We start from the raw sequence: 18307 nt of genomic DNA, 5'->3' as shown, positions 1-18307 counted from the left end.
CCGGTCAGCGGGCGGCCCGCCGGTAGCGCAGCAGCAGCGAACCCTCGGCGTGCAGCACCGACGCGAGCACCAGCTCCCGCGCCGCCGGCGGCAACGGACCCGTGGCGATGCGTCCGGCGTCGCCGCCGGCCAGCAGCGGTGCCACGGTCAGGCACAGCTCGTCGACGAGATCCTCGGCGATCAGGCCGCCGAACAGCGTCGGGCCGCCCTCGCAGTTGACCCTGCGCAGCCCGCGCCGGTTCAGCTCGGCGAGCGCCGCGCGCAGGTCCACCGCCTCGTCGCCGACGACAACGACCTCGGCGCCCGCCTCGGCAAGCTCGTCGCGGCGCTGCCGAGGCGCGGCCGCGCAGGTCAGGATGATCGGCGGCACCAGCGTGTCCGTGAGCAACGGCGAGTCGGGACTCACGGTGGCGCGCGCGGTGACCACCGCGATCGGCGGCACCGGCGCCAACCCGAGCCTGGCCCGCCGCTCCGCACGGACCTCGTTGGCCTTGACGCCCCGATAGCCCTCCAGCTGGGCCGTGCCGGCGCCGACCAGCACGACGTCGGCGAGGTCGCGGCCGAGCGCGAACACCTTCTTGTCCGCCGGGCTGGACAGTCCCTGCGAGCGTCCGCCGACCGTGACCGCGCCGTCCGCGCTGGACACGAAGTTCACCTGGACCCACGGCCGGTCGAGGTCGGCCGGATAGTCGTAGGCGCGTTCCAGCTCGGCATCGCCGAGGGACGTGTCGGTCGTCTCATTGAGGTCCTGCGGCCACAACCTGTGCACGGTGACATCCCAACACGCGGTTAGGCTGCGTTCATGTCCGCCCCGCGCCTGGTCGATCGCGATCCCCGGATCGGGGCCGATGAGCTGGTCGACGCGATGGTGCCGCCGCCGATGTTCGACGGCGTCCGGTTCGACACCTACGTGCCAAGCCCCGACGAGCCGAGCCAGGCCGCCGCCGTGGTCGCGTGCCAGGAGTTCGCCAAGCGGGTCGCCGCGCCGATGGCCGGCAAGAGCTGGCTGCGGTCCCTGTTCAGCAGCGGCGAGCCGGTCGCGCACGACCTGCCCGGCCTGTACCTGGACGGCGGCTTCGGCGTCGGCAAGACGCACCTGCTCGCCTCGATCTGGCACGCGGTGCCCGGCCCCAAGGCGTACGGGACGTTCGTCGAGCTGACCCACCTGGTCGGCGCGCTCGGCTTCCACGACACGGTCGCCAGGCTGTCCGGCCACCGGCTGCTGGCCATCGACGAGTTCGAGCTGGACGACCCCGGCGACACCATGCTGGTGACCCGGCTGCTGTCCGAGCTGACCGCGGCAGGCGTGTTCGTGACGGCGACGTCGAACACGTTGCCGGACAAGCTCGGCGAGGGCCGGTTCGCGGCGGACAGCTTCCTGCGCGAGATCCAGTCGCTGTCGGCGAAGTTCGGCGTGGTCAGGGTCGACGGCCCCGACTACCGGCACCGGGGGCTGCCCGACGCCCCCGACCCTATGACGGACGAGGAGCTGGCGGCCAGCGCCGCGGCGCTCCCCGGCAGCACGCTGGACGACTTCGACGAGCTGTGCGCGCACCTGGCCACGCTGCACCCGTCCCGCTACGGCCGGCTCGTCGACGGCGTGTCCTCGGTGCACCTGCGGGGCGTGCACGCCGCGCCGGACCAGGACGTGGCGCTGCGGCTGGTGGCGTTCGGCGACCGGCTGTACGACCGGGCGGTGCCGGTCGCGGTGTCCGGCCGGCCGCTCTCGGAGCTGTTCACCGAGGAGATGCTGCGCGGCGGCTACCGCAAGAAGTACCTGCGCGCGGTGTCCCGACTCGTGGCGCTGTCCCGGCAGTCCGCGAATTCCGTTGGCAGCTAAGGAAATTCGCCGCTAGTCTGCCCGGATGAGCACAGATCCCGTTGCGGCGGGCGAATTCTCGACCCTGGTGCGCGCCGCGCGGACCGAGGACGCCCGCGCCATCGCCACCATCCACGTGGCGTCCTGGCGGGTCACCTACCGGGGCGCCGTCCCGGACGACTACCTCGCCGGGCTGTCGGTCGACCGCCGCGTGCCCTCCTGGGAGCAGCGGATCACCGAGCCAACGCAGCACGTCCTGGTGGCCGAGGCGGCCGGCCAGGTGCGGGGGTTCGCCGCGGTCGGGCCGTGCCGCGACGCGGACGCCGAGGAGAGCACCGGCGAGCTGTACGCGATCTACCTCGACCCGGACTGGGCGGCGCGCGGGCTCGGCACGCTGCTGGACGCGGGCGGGGCCGCCGCGCTGGCCGGGGCGGGGTTCCGCCGCGCCACGCTGTGGGTGCTGGATTCCAACGAGCGGGCCAGGCGGTTCTACGAGCGCCAGGGCTGGGCGGCCGACGGCGCGAGCAAGGTCGACGAGAGCCCGGTCATGACGCTGCACGAGGTGCGCTACGCCCGCACCCTGACGTAGCCCCCTCGTCCCTTTTCTGGCGGCCGAACGGCCTCTCTCGGATTGCCGGGCCGCGTCCATCGGGTAATCGGTTCGCTTCCTGGAGCCGGACCAGGGAGCATCGGCGCTCGTGGGCTTCCTTGAGGCGAACGGGCTGAGCTACGTGCTGCCCGACGGCCGCGAACTGTTCCGAGATGTGTCGTTCCGCGTCGGCGGCAACGGCGTCGTCGCGCTGGTCGGAGCGAACGGCGCCGGCAAGACGACGCTGCTTCGCCTGCTGGCGGGCGAGCTGACCCCCGCGCTCGGCAGCGTGTCCGTGCAGGGCGGCCTCGGCGTCATGCCGCAGTTCGTCGGCTCGGTGCGGGACGACCGCACGGTGCGCGACCTGCTGCTGTCGGTGGCTCCTGCGCCGCTGCGGGACGCGGCCGCCGAGCTGGACGCGGTCGAGCTGGCGCTGATGGAGTCCGACGACGAGAAGACCCAGATGCGTTACGCCGAGGCGCTGGCGACCTGGGGCGAGGCCGGCGGCTACACCGCGGAAGTGTTGTGGGACACCGTCACCGTCGCGTCGCTCGGTGTGCCGTTCGACCGGGCGAAGTACCGCGAGGTGCGCACGATGTCCGGCGGCGAGCAGAAACGGCTGGTGCTGGAGGCGTTGCTGCGCGGCGGCGAACAGGTGCTGCTGCTGGACGAGCCGGACAACTACCTCGACGTGCCTGGCAAACGCTGGCTCGAGCAGCGGCTGTCCGAGACCGGCAAGGCCGTGCTGCTGGTCAGCCACGACCGCGAGCTGCTCGCCGAGGCCGCCACCCAGGTGGTGACGGTCGAGGCGCACACCGCGTGGCTGCACGGCGGCAGCTTCCGCACCTGGCACGCGGCGCGGGCGGCGAGGCTGGCTCGGCTGGCCGAGCTGCACCGCCGCTGGGACGACGAGCACAACCGGCTGCGGGAGCTCGTGCGCACCCTCCAGATCCAGGCGTCGATCAGCGAGGTCATGGCGGCCAAGTACCGCGCGATGCAGACCAGGCTGCTCAAGTTCGAGGAGGCCGGTCCGCCGCCGGAGATGCCGCGCGACGAGGAGGTGCGGCCGAGGCTGCGCGGCGGCCGGACCGCGGTCCGCGCGATCACCTGCGAGCGGCTGGAGCTCACCGGGCTGATGCGGCCGTTCGACACGGAGATCTTCTTCGGCGACCGGGTGTGCGTGCTCGGCTCGAACGGGTCCGGCAAGAGCCACTTCCTGCGGCTGCTCGGCGATCCGGACGCGGCGACCGTGTCGCACACCGGCGTCTGTCGGCTCGGTTCGCGGGTCGTGCCGGGGCTTTTCGCGCAGACGCACCAGCATCCCGAGTGGGTCGGCAGGACGCTGGTCGACGTGCTGTGGCACGGCGAGGGCGACCGGTCCGGCATGGATCGCGGCCGGGCCATGTCGGTGCTGAGCCGGTACGGCCTTGCCGCCAGCGGCGACCAGCGGTTCGAGACGCTGTCCGGCGGGCAGCAGGCGCGGTTCCAGATCGCGCTACTCGAACTGTCCGGGGCGACGCTGCTGCTGCTCGACGAGCCGACCGACAACCTCGACCTCGCCTCGGCGGAGGCGCTCCAGGACGCGCTGTCGGAGTTCACCGGCACGGTGGTCGCGGTGACGCACGACCGCTGGTTCGCCAGGTCGTTCGACCGTTACCTATTGTTCCGCTCCACCGGCGAGGTGTCCGAAGTGGACGAACCGGTGTGGGACGAGACCAGGGTGCAGCGCGTCAGGTGATCCTGTCCTGGACCCTCCGACAGTGGGAGGGTCCAGGATGGACCCGTGCTGGACGAACTACTGACCATCGGCCGCTTCGCGCGGCTGTGCCGGCTGAGCGTGAAGCAGCTGCGCCACTACGACGAGACGGGCCTGCTGCGGCCGGCGCGCGTCGACCCGGCAACGGGCTACCGGCACTACGCGCGGACCCAGGCGCGGGACGCGCTCACGGTGGCGCTGCTGCGGGATCTCGACCTTCCGTTGCCGGTGATCGCCGACGTGCTGGCCGCGCAGGGGGCGGAGCGGGCCGACATCCTGCGCGGCGAGCGGGATCGGCTGGCCGCCAGGATCGAGCGCGACCGGGTCCGGCTCGGGCTGCTCGACCGGCTCGCCGACGACCGCCAGCACCGGCACGAGGTCGAGCTGGCGCGGGAGCCCGCGCTGCGCCTCGCGGTGCTGCGGGCCACGTGTGGTCCCGCCGACCTCGGCGCGCGCACCGGTGATCTCGTCGGCAGGCTGCTGGCCGCCGCCGGCCGCGCCCGAACCCCGTGGACGCCGCCGCTGCGCGGCCTGTTCCCGCTGGACCTCGCCGACGGCATGAGCGTCGCCGTCGGCATCGACATAGGCGCGGGGCCGCCGCCCGAGGAGACCTCGGTGGAGATCCTCGGCGAGGGGCCAGTCGTCGCGACCGTCCACATCGGACCATACGCGGAACTTCCGTTGGCCTACAACGCCTTGTTCGCCTGGGTGCACGAACGCGGCCTGCGTCCCGTGCCCCCGGTGCGCGAGGAGTACCTGGTGTCGCCCGGCGAGGCCGACGCCGACGAGCTGATGACCAGGATCAGCATCCCGATCGCAGACCTCCCGAAGGAGACGGTGTGACCGCGCCGAAGCAGGACCTCAAGAAGGTGCACCGGTCGGTGTACTCGGCCACGACGGAACCGGCCATGGTCGACGTGCCCGAGCTGCCGTTCCTGATGATCGACGGCGCAGGCGACCCGAACAGCGACGGCTACCGGGCCGCGGTCGAGGCGCTCTACGGCGCGGCCTACGGGATCCGGTTCGCCCTCAAGAACTCGGGCATCCTGGAGTACCCGGTGATGCCGTCCCAGGGCCTGTGGTGGACGGCCGAGCCGCACGGCTACACCCAGGACGGTGACCGGGCCGACTGGCGCTGGACCATGATGATCATGCAACCGCCGCAGGTCACGCCGGAGCTCGTCGCGGACACCATCGCCGCCGTGGCCAGCAAGAAGCCGGGACTCCCGGTCGAAGGCGTGCGCCTGGCGAACCACGCGGAGGGCCGGTGCAGCCAGATCCTGCACGTCGGCCCCTTCCGCACGGAGCCCGCGACGATCGACCGGCTGCACGCCTTCATCGCCGACAACGCGATGGTCATCGCCGGCCGCCACCACGAGATCTACCTGTCCAACCCCAACCGCACCGCACCGGAGAAGATGCGCACCATCATCCGCTACCCGGTGCGGCCGACCCGGTAGTTCGCGATGTGTGGCCGCGCGGCGCTGGACACCGCACCAGACATCAGACATCCGGCCGGGCGGCACGGGTCGCGCCGGCCGACGCGATCACCACGCAGCACACCGCGACCCACTGCACCGGCCGAAGCGACTCGCCGAGCACCAGCAGCCCGGCGACCGCGGCCACCGCGGGCTCCAGGCTCATCAGCACGCCGAACACCCTCGGCGGGATCCGCCGCAACGCCTCGAGTTCCAAGGAGTACGGGATCACCGAGGACAGCAGCGCGACGCCGAGGCCGGCGATCAGCACGGCGGGCTGCAACAGCGTCGTGCCGGCGTCGGCGATGCCGAACGGGAGCACCAGCAGGCCGGCCAGCACCGCCGACAGCGCGAGCCCCTTGCCATCGTCGGTCCGGCTGCCCAGCGCCGCGCCGAGCATGATGTAGCAGGCCCAGCACACGGCCGCGACCAGCGCGAACAGCACGCCGGACCATGCCAGCCCGCCGTCCGACCTGGTCAGCAGCACCACTCCGCCGCCGGCCAGCAACGCCCACAGCCCGTCCAGCCAGCGGCGCGAGCCCGCGACGGCGACGGCCAGCGGCCCGAGGAACTCGATGGTGACGGCCGCGCCGAGCGGAATGCGCGCGAGCGCCTGGTAGAAGGCGAGGTTCATGCAGCCGAGCACCGCGCCGAAGCCGAGCACCACCAGCAGGGTCCGCCGGTCCAGCCGGAGCGAAGGCCGCCAGACCAGCACCAGCACCACGGCCGCGCCGACCAGCCGCAGCGTGACCGTGCCGGCCGCGCCGGCCAGCGAGAACAGCTGCTTGGCGACCGCCGCGCCGACCTGGAGGCTGACGATGCCGAACAGCACCAACGCGGGCGGCGGCATCGCGCCGAGCGTCCTGCCGGCCAGCGCGGCCAGCCGCGCCCTCGGCACCGCGCCGGGCACCCTGTCGACGTGCGCCATCACCACGATCAGCGACCTCGTCTCTCGCGTTCGGCCAGGCCACCCGGAGTCCCCGCCAGGCGGCCTCGCCCATCCTCACCCGCGCACCCGCCGGAACGCACACCCGTTTCCGAGGTGTCCCACCCACCGAAATCCCCGCTCACCGGGGCCTCACCTTGGCCGTGCGAGGCTTCCGGAACACTCTTCCTGGACACTGCGGAGAGCTTGCCCACTCGGCGCGAGCGCTCCCGACGAGAAAGCGGGGAACAGCCGTGCCGCGCCGTCCGGTCGCCCACGACTCCGGGGTCGCCGGTAGGCGCCACCTGCTGCTCTTGCCGGTGCTCCTGTTGGGGTTGGTCACCGCGTGCAGCGCCGGGGCGTCCAACCGCCCGGTGATCGCGTTCAGCGGCACCGGGCAGGGCTACGGCAGCCCGACGACGTCGACGGGACCGCTGCCGCTGCCCCCGCTGGAGACCCCGCAGGGCGGCAAGATGTCCTGGTCGAACTGCGCGGACGCGACCCGTGCGCGCCTCGGCGACCTCGCCCCGCCCGCCTCGGTGAAGCTGGAGTGCGCCCGCATGTCGGTGGCGCTGGACGCGCCCAACATGCCCGGCCGTGGCCACGCCAGGATCAGCGTGCTCAAGGTGGGCAGCGGCCCGACCCCGCTGGTGGTCGTCAACGACGCGGGCGGCGAGCCAGGCTCCACCTACGCGGCGCGGCTCGCGGCCAAGTTGCCGCCCGAGGTGCTCAACACGTTCTCGCTGATCGGGATCGACCGCAGGGGCACCGGCGGGTCCGACGCCGTGCAGTGCGTGCCCGGCAGGTCGCGGACCGCCATCATCGGCTTCGACCCTGCCCAGGCCAACACCGACGGCATCCAGTCCGCGGCAGGAGAAGCGAGCCGGGAGTGCGTGCTCGACCTCGACATCCGGCTCGGCGCGCTGGACACCTGGCGGGCCTCCTCCGACCTGGAGGACCTGCGCACCGGGCTCGGCGCGAGCCGCATCAACGCGATCGGCAGGGGCGACGGCGCCAAGGTGCTGACCACCTACGCGAGCCGGTTCCCCGGCCAGGTCGGCCGGATGGTGCTGGACGGCGCGCCCGATCCGACCCTGGACACCTCGGGCAGGGCAGAGGCGCGCGCGGTCGGCGCCGAAGCGGCGTTCCAGGCGTTCGCGACCGACTGCGCCGCACGGGGCTGCCCGCTCGGCGCGGACCCCAAGCAGAAGCTGCTCGCCCTGCTGGACCAGTTGCGCGGCGCGCCGTTGCGGACCTCGGACGGCACCCAGCTCACCGCGGGCACCGCGCTGAACGCCGTGCTGGTCGGGCTCGGCGACCGGGCCAGCTGGCCCGCGCTCGGCGACGCGATCGCCAAGGCGGCGACCGGGGACGGCACCGGGCTCGCGACGCTGGTGCAGCCGCTGTTCGGCGACGGCGACCAGAACCCGCCGAGGCTGGACGCCGACCTGGTGACAGGCTGCAACGACGACGCGACCAGGATCACCCCGCAGCAGGTGGCCGCGCTGGCGCAGGACTGGCGGAACCGGCACCCGCTGTTCGGCGGCCTGTTCGCGCAACGCCTGCTGCTGTGCGGGCCGTGGTCGGTGCCGAATCCGCCACAGGTGCCGTCCGGAGTCAACACCCCGCCGATGCTGGTGGTGAGCACCGCGGGCGACCCGGTGACCCCGCAGTCGGGCACCGAGCGCGCGGCGCAGCAGCTGTCGGCCGGCGTGCTCGTTGGCTGGCAGGGCGGCGGACACGGCGCGCTCGGCCAGTCCAGCTGCGCCACGGCCGCCGCGCAGCACTTCCTCATCGACGGCAAGTCGCCGACGAACGGGACCGTCTGCCCGCCGTGACAACAAGGCTCGGCGCTCGTCGAGCGCCGAGCCCCTCGGCCTGCTATGTCAGCAGCCGCTACAGCATCCACATCCGGGACCGGTGCAGGTCGAGCAGCAACCGCACCCGCCGGCTTGGACGTTCTCCACGGACCTCTCTACGGACCTCTCCACCGACATGGCAGCCTCCCGAGCTAGGAGCAAGCAACAACCACTGACGGTAGGACCCGCCGCACTCCCCGCTATACCGCTACGCGGGGGAACGGCGTCACCCGGTCGTTGACCAGGTCGTATTTACTGGTAGCAACAGGTGATTGAGTCCCACCCGGGCAGTTCGGGCACCGCGTCAACCACACCCCAGAGCCAGACCACGCCTCAGGACCAGCGGCACGTCCAGCCGGCTCGTCAGCTCGTCAGCTCGTCAAGGGCCCGCTGCGCGGCCTCCAGCTCGGCACGCAGCTGCGCGACCCGCGCGGCGTGCTGCTCCCGCGCCGCGTCCAGCACGGTCTCAATCGCCTCGGCGACCTCGGGGTGCAACGCCTTGGCCGCCTGGGCGACGGCGGAAGCGGGGACCGGCACCGCGCGGACCGTCCGCTTCTTGCCGGAGACCACGTCCGCGGTCCACTCCCCCTCGGCGGTCGAGGTCAGCGTCACCGTCACCTCGGCGACCCTCGGCCTGCGGCCGGCGGCGGCGCGGGCCGGACGCCTTGCGCCGTCCTGCTCCCCCGACTTGGGCTCCGCCGACCTTGGCTCGGTGGGCCTCGCCTCGGCTGGCCTCGTCGGCTCGGCCGGCTTCGCCGCGCGGGCCGGCCTGCTCTCGGTCGGCGCGACCTCCGGCATCCACGGCTCCACGGTCGGTGCGGCGGCCTCGGCCACCTCGGGCTTGGCGGCCTCTGGCTTGGCGGCGCGCGCGGCGGGCTTGGTCGCGGGCTTGCGCGGCGGCTTGGCGACCGTCAGCTCGGCCGGCGAGAACGACAGCACGTCCTTCGAACCGGTCGGGCGTAACTGGATGAAGTCCCCTTCGGCCGGTTCGTCGAAGGCGACCACCTTGGCCGAGCGGCCGGCCTCGACCCCGACGGCGGCGGGGGTGAACCAGACGGTGCAGGGGCGGCCGGCGGCGAGCTCCGCGCGCAAGTGGTCAAGATCCTGTGGTGACAACGAGTTGTGCTTCGACGAACGTTGCTGCGCCATCTGCCCTCCCGAAACCACCACACCCAACCGTCCTCAATGGACAGTTCCGTCGCCCGCCACGACCGAGCCAAAATAGCACAGACGTTCGAACAGTGGATCTCGCGGGCGGACACGAGTTCGCGCGCGACCCCGAGGGTCAGCCCTCGTCGCGCAGCCGGTACTCGCAGCCGTACTCGACCGCGTAGTGAAGATCGTAGTGATGCACGATCTTGGGGCCGCCGTGCAGGTGCACGTGGGTCACCGTGGGCATCGGCTCGGGCTGTGGCTGCGGCCGCGACTCGACCCGCCCGTCGAGCGGGCCGCCGACGAACCGCACGTGATAGCCATGCGACATCGCGTCCTCCGCTCCCGCCCGTGGACAGACCTCCCCAATAGTAAGGCGAAGATCTGCCTCGACACCAAGACCTGCCATCCGTTTCACCGCACCGAAACAGTCCACAGTGGACAAACAGGATCGGGCCGTCGGCGCTCACCGCAGCTCTGTTGCGTTATGTAGTACATCTGCTATCTTTCGACGCGACGCTTCGACAGGGGGAGAGAGTTCTGTGACAGTGATAGAGGAGCCGGACAGCGCCACCCGGCGCATTCGGCCGCCCGAGGACGACACCGTGCTCGACGTGCGCGACCTCCAGATGCGGTACGGCAGCACCGACGTGCTCACCGGGGTCACCTTCGCGGCGCGGCGCGGCGAGGTGCTCGGGCTGCTCGGCCCGAACGGCGCAGGCAAGACCACCACGATCGAGATCCTCGAAGGGTTTCGGATGCGCTCGGCCGGCGAGGTCAGCGTGCTCGGCATCGACCCGGCGCAGGGCGACGAGGCGTGGCGCGCCCGGCTCGGCGTCGTGCTCCAGTCCTGGCGCGACCACGGAAAATGGCGGGTCAGGGAGCTGCTCGCGCACCTCGGCACCTACTACACGCCCTACGCGACGGGCGGGGCCAGGGGTCCGTGGGACCCCGACGAGCTGGTCTCCGCCGTCGGGCTGACCGAGCACGCGCACAAGCGGGTTGGGCGGCTCTCCGGCGGCCAGCGGCGGCGGCTCGACGTGGCGATCGGCATCGTCGGCCGTCCCGAACTGCTGTTCCTCGACGAGCCGACGGTGGGGTTCGACCCCGAGGCGCGACGCGAGTTCCACGACCTGGTGCACCGGCTGTCCGATGACGAGGACACCACCATCCTGCTCACCACGCACGACCTCGACGAGGCGGAGAAGCTGGCCGACCGCATCGTGATCCTGGCGGGCGGGGCGATCATCGCGGACGGCTCGGCCGACGAGCTGTCGCGCCGGATGTCCACCGAGGCCGAGATCAAGTGGACCCGCGACGGGCAGCGCTTCGTGCACTCCACGCTCGACTCGACCAAGTTCGTGCACGACCTGTTCAGGCAGTACGGCGAGGCGATCGGCGATCTCGAGGTGCGGCGGGCTTCGTTGGAGGACACCTACGTGGCGATGGTGCGCGAGCACGAGGCGGGCCGGGGCACGGCCGCCGTGCGCAAGTTCGAGGGAGCGACCAGGTGAGAAGCGGCAAGGCGAACGCGATGCGGGCCGGCTGGTCGCGCGGGATCATCGAGCTGCGGCACATGCTCAGCACCCCGCAGGACCTGTGGACGTTCTTCTTCTTCACGGCGATCCTGCTGGCCGTCACGATCTTCATGCGGGGCTCGACCGTGGAGGGCACGAGCTTCTCGCTCGGCTCCATGACGCTGCCGAGCATCCTCGGCATGAGCATCGCGTCGGGCGGGCTGACGAACCTGACCCAGATGCTCACCGTCGAGCGGGAGGACGGCACGCTGCTGCGGGCCAAGGCCGTGCCGGACGGGATGCTCGGCTACCTCGTCGGCAAGGTCGTCCTGGTGTCCGGGCTGACCCTGGTGAACATCGCCGCGCTGCTGATCCCCGGCCTGTTCCTGTTCAGCGGCATCGCGACCGGCGGCGTCGGCTCGTGGCTGACCTTCGCGTGGGTCCTCGCGCTCGGGCTGGCCGCGTGCCTGCCGCTCGGCGCGATCCTCGGGTCGATGTTCTCCAACCCCAGGATGATGGGGCTGATCATGTTCCCGATCATGGGAGCGGTCGGCATTTCGGGGATCTTCTACCCGACCAGCGCGCTGCCGGAGTGGTTGCAGGGGATCGCGCAGGTGTTGCCGATCTACTGGCTCGGCCTCGGCATGCGGTCGGCGCTGCTGCCCGACGGCCTGTCCGCCGTCGAGATCGGCCACTCGTGGCGGCACCTGGAAACGCTGGGGGTGCTGGGACTCTGGGCCGCGTTCGGCCTGACCGTCGCGCCGATCGTGTTGCGTAGGATGGCCCGTCGCGAGTCAGGTTCGAGCGTGGCAGCGCGCCGCGAGAAGGCCATGCAGCGCGTCACCTGACGCGGCGCGGTCGCAGCGAAAACCACTGTCGGAGAAAGGGTATCCGGTAAGCATGAGCGAGGTGATCTACAACCGCATCGCGATGTTGCGTGCGGAACGGGGGATCTCCCGGAGACAACTCGCCGAGGCGCTCGGGGTGCACTACCAGACGGTGGGCTACCTGGAGCGGGGCGAGTACAGCCCCAGCCTGTTCCTCTCCCTGCGGATCGCGGAGTACTTCGAGGTCGCGGTGGAGGTCGTCTTCTCCACCACGCCCTTCCCCCGCATCGGCGGCGCCGAACACACGGCCTGACCGCGCGGGTCGGCTACAGGGTCCAGAACGCCGCGACGCGGCCGAGGTACTCGAACTCGATCTTCGCGCCGGCCAGCCGGGCGGGATCCACGTCGAAGTACACGTCGCCAGCGGCCTTCTGCCCCTCGCTGAGGCTGACGGTGACCAGCGGCGTGCCGGGCATGTCGAGGCCGGGCGTGCTCGGCACGGCCGTCCCGTCGGCGTAGACGATCTTGAAGCTGATCGAGTTGGCCATCACGCTGGTCGCCTTGGTCTGCGTGGCCACCATCTGGATGCTCGTCGACGCGTACGAGCCGTTCTTGGCGCGCGGCGCGTACGGGGAGGTGCGCTGGAGGTCCAGCTGGAGCGGGGACACGCTGAGCGTGTAGGTGTCGCCGAGGGCGGTCCGCAGCGACACCTGCTGACCGACCGGGACGGTCTTCGGCTCCTCGATCCTGGGCGTGGTGAAGGCCGGCGTCCTCGTCGCCACCGGCGGGAGGAAACTCGGCGACGGCCGCACCGGGGCCGCCCGGTTCTCGTTCTTGGGCGGATTGGCGAGGCTGACGGCGATCACCACGAAGAGCAGCACGACCACCAGCCCGGCCGCGCCGAGCCCGATCCACAGATTCCGGTTGGACCTGGATTCCGGCACGGGCGCGTGCGGGACAACCCCAGTCTGGTCGGGCGCCGGCTGGAACGACGGGAACTGCCCCGTCGTCTGCTGCCCCGCCGCCTGCGGGCCGGGCGCCTGCGGCCAGGAGGTGACGGCGGGCAGCTCGGCGACGGGAATCCCGGTGACCGGGATCTGCGCGCCGGGGATCTCGTCGATGGGAATCACGGGCGCGAGGTCCTGCGGAACGGCCACGGGCGCGAGGTCGTCCGGAACGCCACTGTCCGGACCGCCGGGGTTCGCGTGCACCTCCGGGCCGGCCTGGCCCGCTGGGGTGCCGGGCTGCTCGGGGGTGCCGGGGTTCTCCGGGTTCAACGCTGACGCTCCTGGCTGCTGGTGCGGTCGCCGCAGCAGCCCGATGGGGCGCGCGCGAGCCGTGGTCTGTTCGAGGCCGAGAGCCAGTATGGGTGAGTCGCCCGATTCACCCAACCGGATACCGACGCGAGGTGACCGACACTACTCAACTGCTCCACCGTCACCCCCGGTGTTGCACCTACGAAATAATGTGCAACACTTGGGTCATGCCCACCACTCGGCCACGTCACACGATCACAGAGACGGACGAGATCGCCGCAGCGCTGCATGAGGCGGCGCTCCGGTGGCCGGATCAGCCGCCCACCCGCCTCCTCGCCCTGTTGATCATCGAGGGGCGTCGGGCCCTGCACCACAACGTTGAGAACCGACGTGCCGTCATCGCCGCGAATGCCGGCGCCCTCACCGGCACCTACGAGCCGGGCTACCTGGAGGCACTGCGCGCGGAGTGGCTCGCGTGATCGTTCTGGACGCCAACGTCCTGATCGCCTATCTGGACAAGCAGGATCAGCACCACATCAGCTCGGTGAACATGTTGTCGGCGGCTGCCGACAACGACTTCGCGGTCAGCGCGCTGAACCTGTCAGAGGTGCTGGTACGGCCCGCCATGAACGGCACATCCAAGCAGGCAATTCAGATCATCGCTCATGACCTGGACGTCCTGGTGGTCCCGATCCTCGGCCCCGATGCGGTCACTCTCGCCCTCATCCGCGCCGAGACGAGGCTTCGCATGCCCGACTGCTGCGTTCTGCTGGCCGCAGACAAGGTGACGGCCAGCTCGATCATGACCTTCGATGACCAACTCGCGCAGGCCGTCGAGGCACGCGGTCTCTCGGTCACCAGGTAGCCTCAGTCGGCCTGCTTCGCCCTGGACGGCTGGACGCGCGGCGGCTCGCCAGGCATCTTCGGATAGTCGGGCGGGTACGGCATCTCCCCCAGCCCCCGGTCGCGCTCGTCGCGCTCGTACCACTCCAGCAGCCGCTCGAGCCCGAACGCCTCCGCGTCGATCTCCGCGTGCGCGTCGCCGTGTTCGGCCAGCCAGTCCGGCACGGTCAGCACGTCGAAGTCGTCCGGGTCCACAGTGGACAGTTGGTCCCAGGTGACCGGGGTCGACACGGTCGCCCTCGGCGTGCCGCGCACCGACCACGCCGACGCGACGGTCCGGTCCCGCGCGGCCTGGTTGAAGTCGAGGAAGACCCGCTCGCCGCGTTCCTCCTTCCACCACGCCGTGGTCGCCTCGGTCGGCGCGCGGCGCTCCACCTCGCGGGCCAGCGCGATCACGGCGTGCCGCACCTGCACGAAGTCCCACTCCTGACGGATCCGGACCAGCACGTGCACGCCGCGCCCGCCGGAGGTCTTCGGATATCCGGTCAGCCCGGCCTCGGCCAGCACCTCGCGGAGCACACCGGCCACCCGCACCGCGTCGCCGAATCCCGTGCCCGGCTGGGGATCCAGGTCCACCCGCAGCTCGTCGGGGTGGTCCACGTCTGGCCGCCGCACCGGCCACGGGTGGAAGTCGAACGTGCCGAGATTCGCCGCCCACGCAAGCACGGCGGGCTCGGTCGGACAGACCTCGTCCGCGGCGCGCCCCGAGGGAAACGTGATACGCACGGACTCCACCCACTCGGGCGCGCCCTTGGGCACCCGCTTGGCGTAGAACGGCTCGCCGGCTACCCCGTCCGGAAAGCGCTTCAGCGTCGTCGGGCGGTCCCGCAGCACGGCGAGCAGCGGCGTCGCCACCGCCAGGTAGTACTCCACCACCTGCCGCTTGGTGATGCCCCGCTCCGGGAAGTAGATCTTGCCAGGACTCGACACGCGCACGGTGCGATCCCCGTGCGGTCCGGGAACGGTGAGTTCCAGATGCTCGGCCACGGAGATCAGCCTAGGTGTTCCGCCCTGCCCCGTTCGCGCCGCCGACGATCACGTCGTCGTACAGGTTGGTCAACCCGTCCACGAACGCCCGCACGGCCAGTTCGAAGCTGTCCCGGTCGATCTCCTCGGCGTGCTGCCGCAACCGGTGCGCCTGGCTGAGGTTCGGGTACCGGTCCACGTACACCTGCACGTCGTCCTCGAACCCGCCGGAGAACGAGCTCATCGCCGCCCCGACCACCAGGTACTTGGTGGACGCCCCGATCATCGTCGCGTAGCGCGGCGGCCAGCCCGCGCCGACCAGGCCGCCGTGCACCGCGTCCGCGCGCCGCAGGGAGGCCTCTCGCCTGGCCGGGCCGTAGGCCAGGAACGGCACGATGTTGGGGTGCGCGGCGAGCGCGGCGCGGTAGGACCGCGCCCAGGTGACGAGCCCGTGCCGCCAGTCACCCGCCTCGAAACCGGTCACGTCGACCTGGCTCATGATGTCGTTGGCCAGCGCGTCGAGCAGTTCGTCCTTCGTCGCGACATGCCCGTACAGCGAGGGCGCCCGCACGCCGAGCTCGGCGGCGAGCTTGCGCATGGACAGGCCGTCCAGCCCGTCGCGGTCGACGATGGCCAGCGCTGCGGCCCTGATGCGGGCCCCGTTCAGGATCGGGGTGCTCGGCCGTGGCACGTCCCCTCCCCTGCTCGGCGGCGGTGTCGGCGATCGAGAGGTCTTGTCAGCGATCGGCGGCGTGCCTAGATTAAAACCTAACGGCGTTCGGTTTCCCATCCCTACCGCACAAGGGGTTGAGCGCGTGGACCTGCGCATCTCCGACGAGCACCGACAGCTGCGCGAGCTGGCCAACCGGTTCACCGAGGACCGGATCGTGCCGCACGCGGCCGAATGGGACCGGGTCGAGGCGATCGACAGATCGCTGGTGCCCGCGCTCGGCGAGGTGGGCTTCCTCGGGCTGACCGTGCCGGAGGAGTACGGCGGCTCCGGCGGCGACAACCTGGCCTACTGCCTGGTGTTGGAGGAGATCGCCAAGGGCGACTCCGCGGTGCGCGGCATCATCTCGGTGTCGCTCGGCCTGGTCGGCAAGACGATCGCCAAGCACGGCACCGAGGAGCAGAAGAAGGAATGGCTGCCCCGGCTGTGCGCTGGCGAGGCGCTGGCCTGCTTCGGGCTCACCGAACCCGGCACCGGCTCGGACGCGGCCTCGCTGGCCACGCGGGCCGAACGGGTCGGCTCGGACTGGGTGATCACCGGCCGGAAGATCTTCATCACCAACGGAACCTGGGCCGAGGTGGCGCTGATCTTCGCGCGCACCGGCGGTCCCGGCCCCAAGGGCATCACCGCGTTCCTGGTGCCGACCGCGAGCGCGGGCTTCGAGGCCACGGAGATCCACGGCAAGCTCGGCATGCGCGGCCAGGCCACCGCCGAGCTGGTCCTGGACGGTGTGCGAGTGCCCGACTCGGCCCGCATCGGTGAACAGGGCCAGGGCTTCCGGCTCGCGATGGCCGCGCTCGACCGGGGACGGATGTCCGTCGCGGCCGGCTGCGTCGGCGCCGCGCGCGGCGCGCTCGAGGCGAGCCTGCGGTACGCCAAGGAGCGCGAGCAGTTCGGCAAGCCGATCGCCGGTTTCCAGCTGGTGCAGGAACTTCTGGCCGAGATGGCCGTGGAGACCGACGCCGCGCGGCTGCTCACCTGGCGGGTCGCCGACCTCGCCGACCGGGGCGAGCCCTTCGGCACCGAGGCGTCCATGGCCAAGCTCTACGCCAGCGAGGCCGCCGTGCGCGCGGCCAACAACGCCATCCAGGTCTTCGGCGGGTACGGCTACATCGACGAGTACCCGGTCGGCAAGTACCTGCGCGACACCAGAGTCACCACGCTCTACGAAGGCACGAGTCAGATCCAGAAACTGCTCATCGGCCGCGCGTTGACCGGTGTGAACGCGTTCGGCTGAACGCGGAGAGGGGACGGGGACAGTGGACTTCACACTGGATGAGGACCAGCGCGAGATCCGCGACTGGGTGCGCACCTTCGTGCGCCGCGAGATCACGCCGCTCGAGCCGGAAGTGCTTCGCAGGGAACGAAACGGCCGGCCTGGGCTGACCAGGGACGAGCTGCGCGAGCTCCAGCTCAAGGCCAAGGAGGCCGGTTTCTTCGGGGTGCTCACCCCGCAGGAGTACGGCGGCATGGGCCTTGGCGCGGTGATGACGGCGCTGCTCGAGTCGGAGCTTGGCCGGTCGTTCGTGCCGTTCCGGTTCGGCGGCTATGCGGACAACATCCTGTTCCACGGCAACGAGGAGCAGAAGGAGCGCTACCTGCTGCCGACCATCTCCGGCGAGCGCATCTCGTGCTTCGCGATCACCGAGCCGGGCGCAGGCTCCGACGCGAAGGCCATCCGCACCTCGGCGCGCCAGGACGGCTCGGACTGGATCATCAACGGCGAGAAGACCTTCATCACCCAGGGCAACGACGCCGACTTCACGATGGTCTTCGCGGTCACCGACAAGGAGAAGGGCGCCGACGGCGGCGTCACCTGCTTCCTGGTCGACCGGGACATGGGCTGGAAGTCCGAGCCCATCGACACGATGGGCGAATGGGGTCCGGCCGCGCTGGTCTTCGAGGACGTGCGGGTGCCGAAGGAGAGCGTGCTCGGCGAGGTCGGCAAGGGCTTCCAGCTGGCCATGCAGTGGATCGGCCAGGGCCGCTACCTGTTGCCCGCGCGCGCGATCGGCTCGTGCGAGCGGCTGGTGGAGATGGCCATCGAGCAGGCGCGGACCAGGGTGACCTTCGGCGAGCTGCTGGCGGAACGGCAGGCCATCCAGTGGATGATCGCCGACTCCGCGGTGGAGATCGAGGCGCTGCGGTGGTTGGTGCTGCACGCCGCCTGGCAGGTCGACCAGGGCATGGACTCCCGGCAGGCGCAGTCCATCGCCAAGCTGTACGGCGGGGTCAAGGCGAACGAGATCGTGGACCGGGTGCTCCAGATCCACGGCGGCATGGGTTACACCAGGGAACTGCCGATCGAGCGGTGGTACCGGGAGCTTCGGCTGCTGCGCATCTACGAGGGCACCGACGAGATCCAGCGCCGCACCATCGCGCGCAACCTGCTCAAGGGGCACGCCAAGATCGGCGGATCCCTCGTCTAGTAGATTGTTGCTTCTAACGTTTGGGGTATAGGGGGTGGAGGCGGTTGCGGGCTTCGTCGGTGGTGAAGTGCCAGTCGTCCTGCCTCTGGTTGGCGTTGGTG

At 71.3% G+C, this 18307-nt stretch carries 20 protein-coding genes; 13 read left to right on the top strand and 7 right to left on the bottom strand.

The window, feature by feature from the left end; translation table 11 throughout:
- Positions 1–4 precede the first annotated feature (4 nt).
- The gene (locus tag F0L68_RS18130) at positions 5–769 is read right to left on the bottom strand and encodes a pyrimidine reductase family protein (protein WP_149850783.1); all 765 of its coding nucleotides are present in this window, start codon (positions 767–769) and stop codon (positions 5–7) included.
- Positions 770–802: 33 nt separating this feature from the next.
- Here F0L68_RS18130 and zapE point away from each other — a divergent pair, with 33 nt between their 5' ends.
- From zapE to F0L68_RS18105, 5 genes are all read left to right on the top strand, one after another.
- Positions 803–1840 (top strand): cell division protein ZapE, encoded by a 1038-nt coding sequence (gene zapE / locus F0L68_RS18125; protein WP_149850782.1) that lies wholly within the window; start codon positions 803–805, stop codon positions 1838–1840.
- A gap of 25 nt (positions 1841–1865) precedes the next feature.
- Positions 1866–2408 (top strand): GNAT family N-acetyltransferase, encoded by a 543-nt coding sequence (locus tag F0L68_RS18120; RefSeq protein ID WP_149850781.1) that lies wholly within the window; start codon positions 1866–1868, stop codon positions 2406–2408.
- Between the two features lie 109 nt (positions 2409–2517).
- Positions 2518–4146 (top strand): ABC-F family ATP-binding cassette domain-containing protein, encoded by a 1629-nt coding sequence (locus F0L68_RS18115; RefSeq protein WP_149850780.1) that lies wholly within the window; start codon positions 2518–2520, stop codon positions 4144–4146.
- Positions 4147–4191: 45 nt separating this feature from the next.
- Positions 4192–5007, top strand: a complete 816-nt coding sequence (locus F0L68_RS18110) for a MerR family transcriptional regulator (RefSeq protein WP_149850779.1) — start codon at positions 4192–4194, stop codon at positions 5005–5007.
- Positions 5004–5624, top strand: a complete 621-nt coding sequence (locus F0L68_RS18105) for a GyrI-like domain-containing protein (RefSeq protein ID WP_223198896.1) — start codon at positions 5004–5006, stop codon at positions 5622–5624. The genes F0L68_RS18110 and F0L68_RS18105 overlap by 4 nt, the downstream gene beginning before the upstream one ends.
- A 43-nt stretch (positions 5625–5667) precedes the next feature.
- Here the strand turns inward: F0L68_RS18105 and F0L68_RS18100 are convergent, their stop codons facing one another.
- Positions 5668–6570: an EamA family transporter gene (locus F0L68_RS18100; protein WP_149850836.1), complete on the bottom strand. Its 903-nt coding sequence runs from the start codon at positions 6568–6570 to the stop codon at positions 5668–5670.
- 251 nt (positions 6571–6821) lie between these two features.
- Between F0L68_RS18100 and F0L68_RS18095 the strand changes: the two genes are divergently transcribed.
- Complete coding sequence (locus F0L68_RS18095; RefSeq protein WP_223198895.1) at positions 6822–8405, top strand: alpha/beta hydrolase; 1584 nt, start codon at positions 6822–6824, stop codon at positions 8403–8405.
- Positions 8406–8789: 384 nt separating this feature from the next.
- On the opposite strand, the gene F0L68_RS18090 is transcribed toward F0L68_RS18095, so the two are convergent.
- Together F0L68_RS18090 and F0L68_RS18085 are read right to left on the bottom strand one after the other, a co-directional pair.
- Complete coding sequence (locus F0L68_RS18090) at positions 8790–9575, bottom strand: DUF6319 family protein (protein ID WP_149850778.1); 786 nt, start codon at positions 9573–9575, stop codon at positions 8790–8792.
- 136 nt (positions 9576–9711) lie between these two features.
- Positions 9712–9909, bottom strand: a complete 198-nt coding sequence (locus tag F0L68_RS18085; protein WP_149850777.1) for a DUF8847 domain-containing protein — start codon at positions 9907–9909, stop codon at positions 9712–9714.
- Between the two features lie 298 nt (positions 9910–10207).
- On the opposite strand from F0L68_RS18085, the gene F0L68_RS18080 reads away from it, so the two are divergent.
- From F0L68_RS18080 to F0L68_RS18070, 3 genes are read left to right on the top strand one after another with little or no spacing between them, the layout of a single operon-like run.
- Positions 10208–11092 carry an ABC transporter ATP-binding protein gene (locus F0L68_RS18080; protein ID WP_188316653.1) on the top strand — a complete coding sequence of 295 codons (885 nt, stop codon included), beginning with the start codon at positions 10208–10210 and terminating at the stop codon, positions 11090–11092.
- Positions 11093–11112: 20 nt separating this feature from the next.
- Complete coding sequence (locus F0L68_RS18075; RefSeq protein ID WP_149850833.1) at positions 11113–11943, top strand: ABC transporter permease; 831 nt, start codon at positions 11113–11115, stop codon at positions 11941–11943.
- A gap of 52 nt (positions 11944–11995) precedes the next feature.
- Entirely contained in the window at positions 11996–12235 is a 240-nt protein-coding gene (locus F0L68_RS18070) for a helix-turn-helix transcriptional regulator (RefSeq protein ID WP_149850776.1), read from the top strand.
- A 13-nt stretch (positions 12236–12248) separates the two neighbouring features.
- Here the strand turns inward: F0L68_RS18070 and F0L68_RS18065 are convergent, their stop codons facing one another.
- Positions 12249–13199, bottom strand: a complete 951-nt coding sequence (locus tag F0L68_RS18065) for a hypothetical protein (protein WP_149850775.1) — start codon at positions 13197–13199, stop codon at positions 12249–12251.
- A 206-nt stretch (positions 13200–13405) separates the two neighbouring features.
- Here F0L68_RS18065 and F0L68_RS18060 point away from each other — a divergent pair, with 206 nt between their 5' ends.
- Together F0L68_RS18060 and F0L68_RS18055 are read left to right on the top strand one after the other, a co-directional pair.
- A complete protein-coding gene (locus F0L68_RS18060; RefSeq protein ID WP_149850774.1) occupies positions 13406–13657 on the top strand; it encodes a hypothetical protein in 252 nt (83 codons plus the stop codon).
- The gene (locus F0L68_RS18055; protein WP_188316648.1) at positions 13654–14043 is read left to right on the top strand and encodes a type II toxin-antitoxin system VapC family toxin; all 390 of its coding nucleotides are present in this window, start codon (positions 13654–13656) and stop codon (positions 14041–14043) included. Before F0L68_RS18060 ends, F0L68_RS18055 begins: the two co-directional genes overlap by 4 nt.
- A 2-nt stretch (positions 14044–14045) precedes the next feature.
- Here F0L68_RS18055 and ligD read toward each other — a convergent pair whose 3' ends face one another.
- Both ligD and F0L68_RS18045 read right to left on the bottom strand, forming a co-directional pair.
- Entirely contained in the window at positions 14046–15068 is a 1023-nt protein-coding gene (gene ligD / locus F0L68_RS18050) for a non-homologous end-joining DNA ligase (protein ID WP_149850772.1), read from the bottom strand.
- 10 nt (positions 15069–15078) lie between these two features.
- Positions 15079–15738, bottom strand: a complete 660-nt coding sequence (locus F0L68_RS18045) for a TetR family transcriptional regulator (protein ID WP_149850771.1) — start codon at positions 15736–15738, stop codon at positions 15079–15081.
- A 124-nt stretch (positions 15739–15862) separates the two neighbouring features.
- On the opposite strand from F0L68_RS18045, the gene F0L68_RS18040 reads away from it, so the two are divergent.
- Entirely contained in the window at positions 15863–17014 is a 1152-nt protein-coding gene (locus F0L68_RS18040; RefSeq protein ID WP_149850770.1) for an acyl-CoA dehydrogenase family protein, read from the top strand.
- A gap of 22 nt (positions 17015–17036) precedes the next feature.
- A complete protein-coding gene (locus tag F0L68_RS18035) occupies positions 17037–18206 on the top strand; it encodes an acyl-CoA dehydrogenase family protein (protein ID WP_149850769.1) in 1170 nt (389 codons plus the stop codon).
- Positions 18207–18307 lie beyond the last annotated feature (101 nt).

It is taken from the genome of Solihabitans fulvus, assembly GCF_008386585.1.
GTDB lineage: Bacteria > Actinomycetota > Actinomycetes > Mycobacteriales > Pseudonocardiaceae > Solihabitans > Solihabitans fulvus.
The sequence above is the reverse complement of the archived record's forward strand: the minus strand, read 5'-3'. Positions and strand labels throughout refer to the sequence as shown.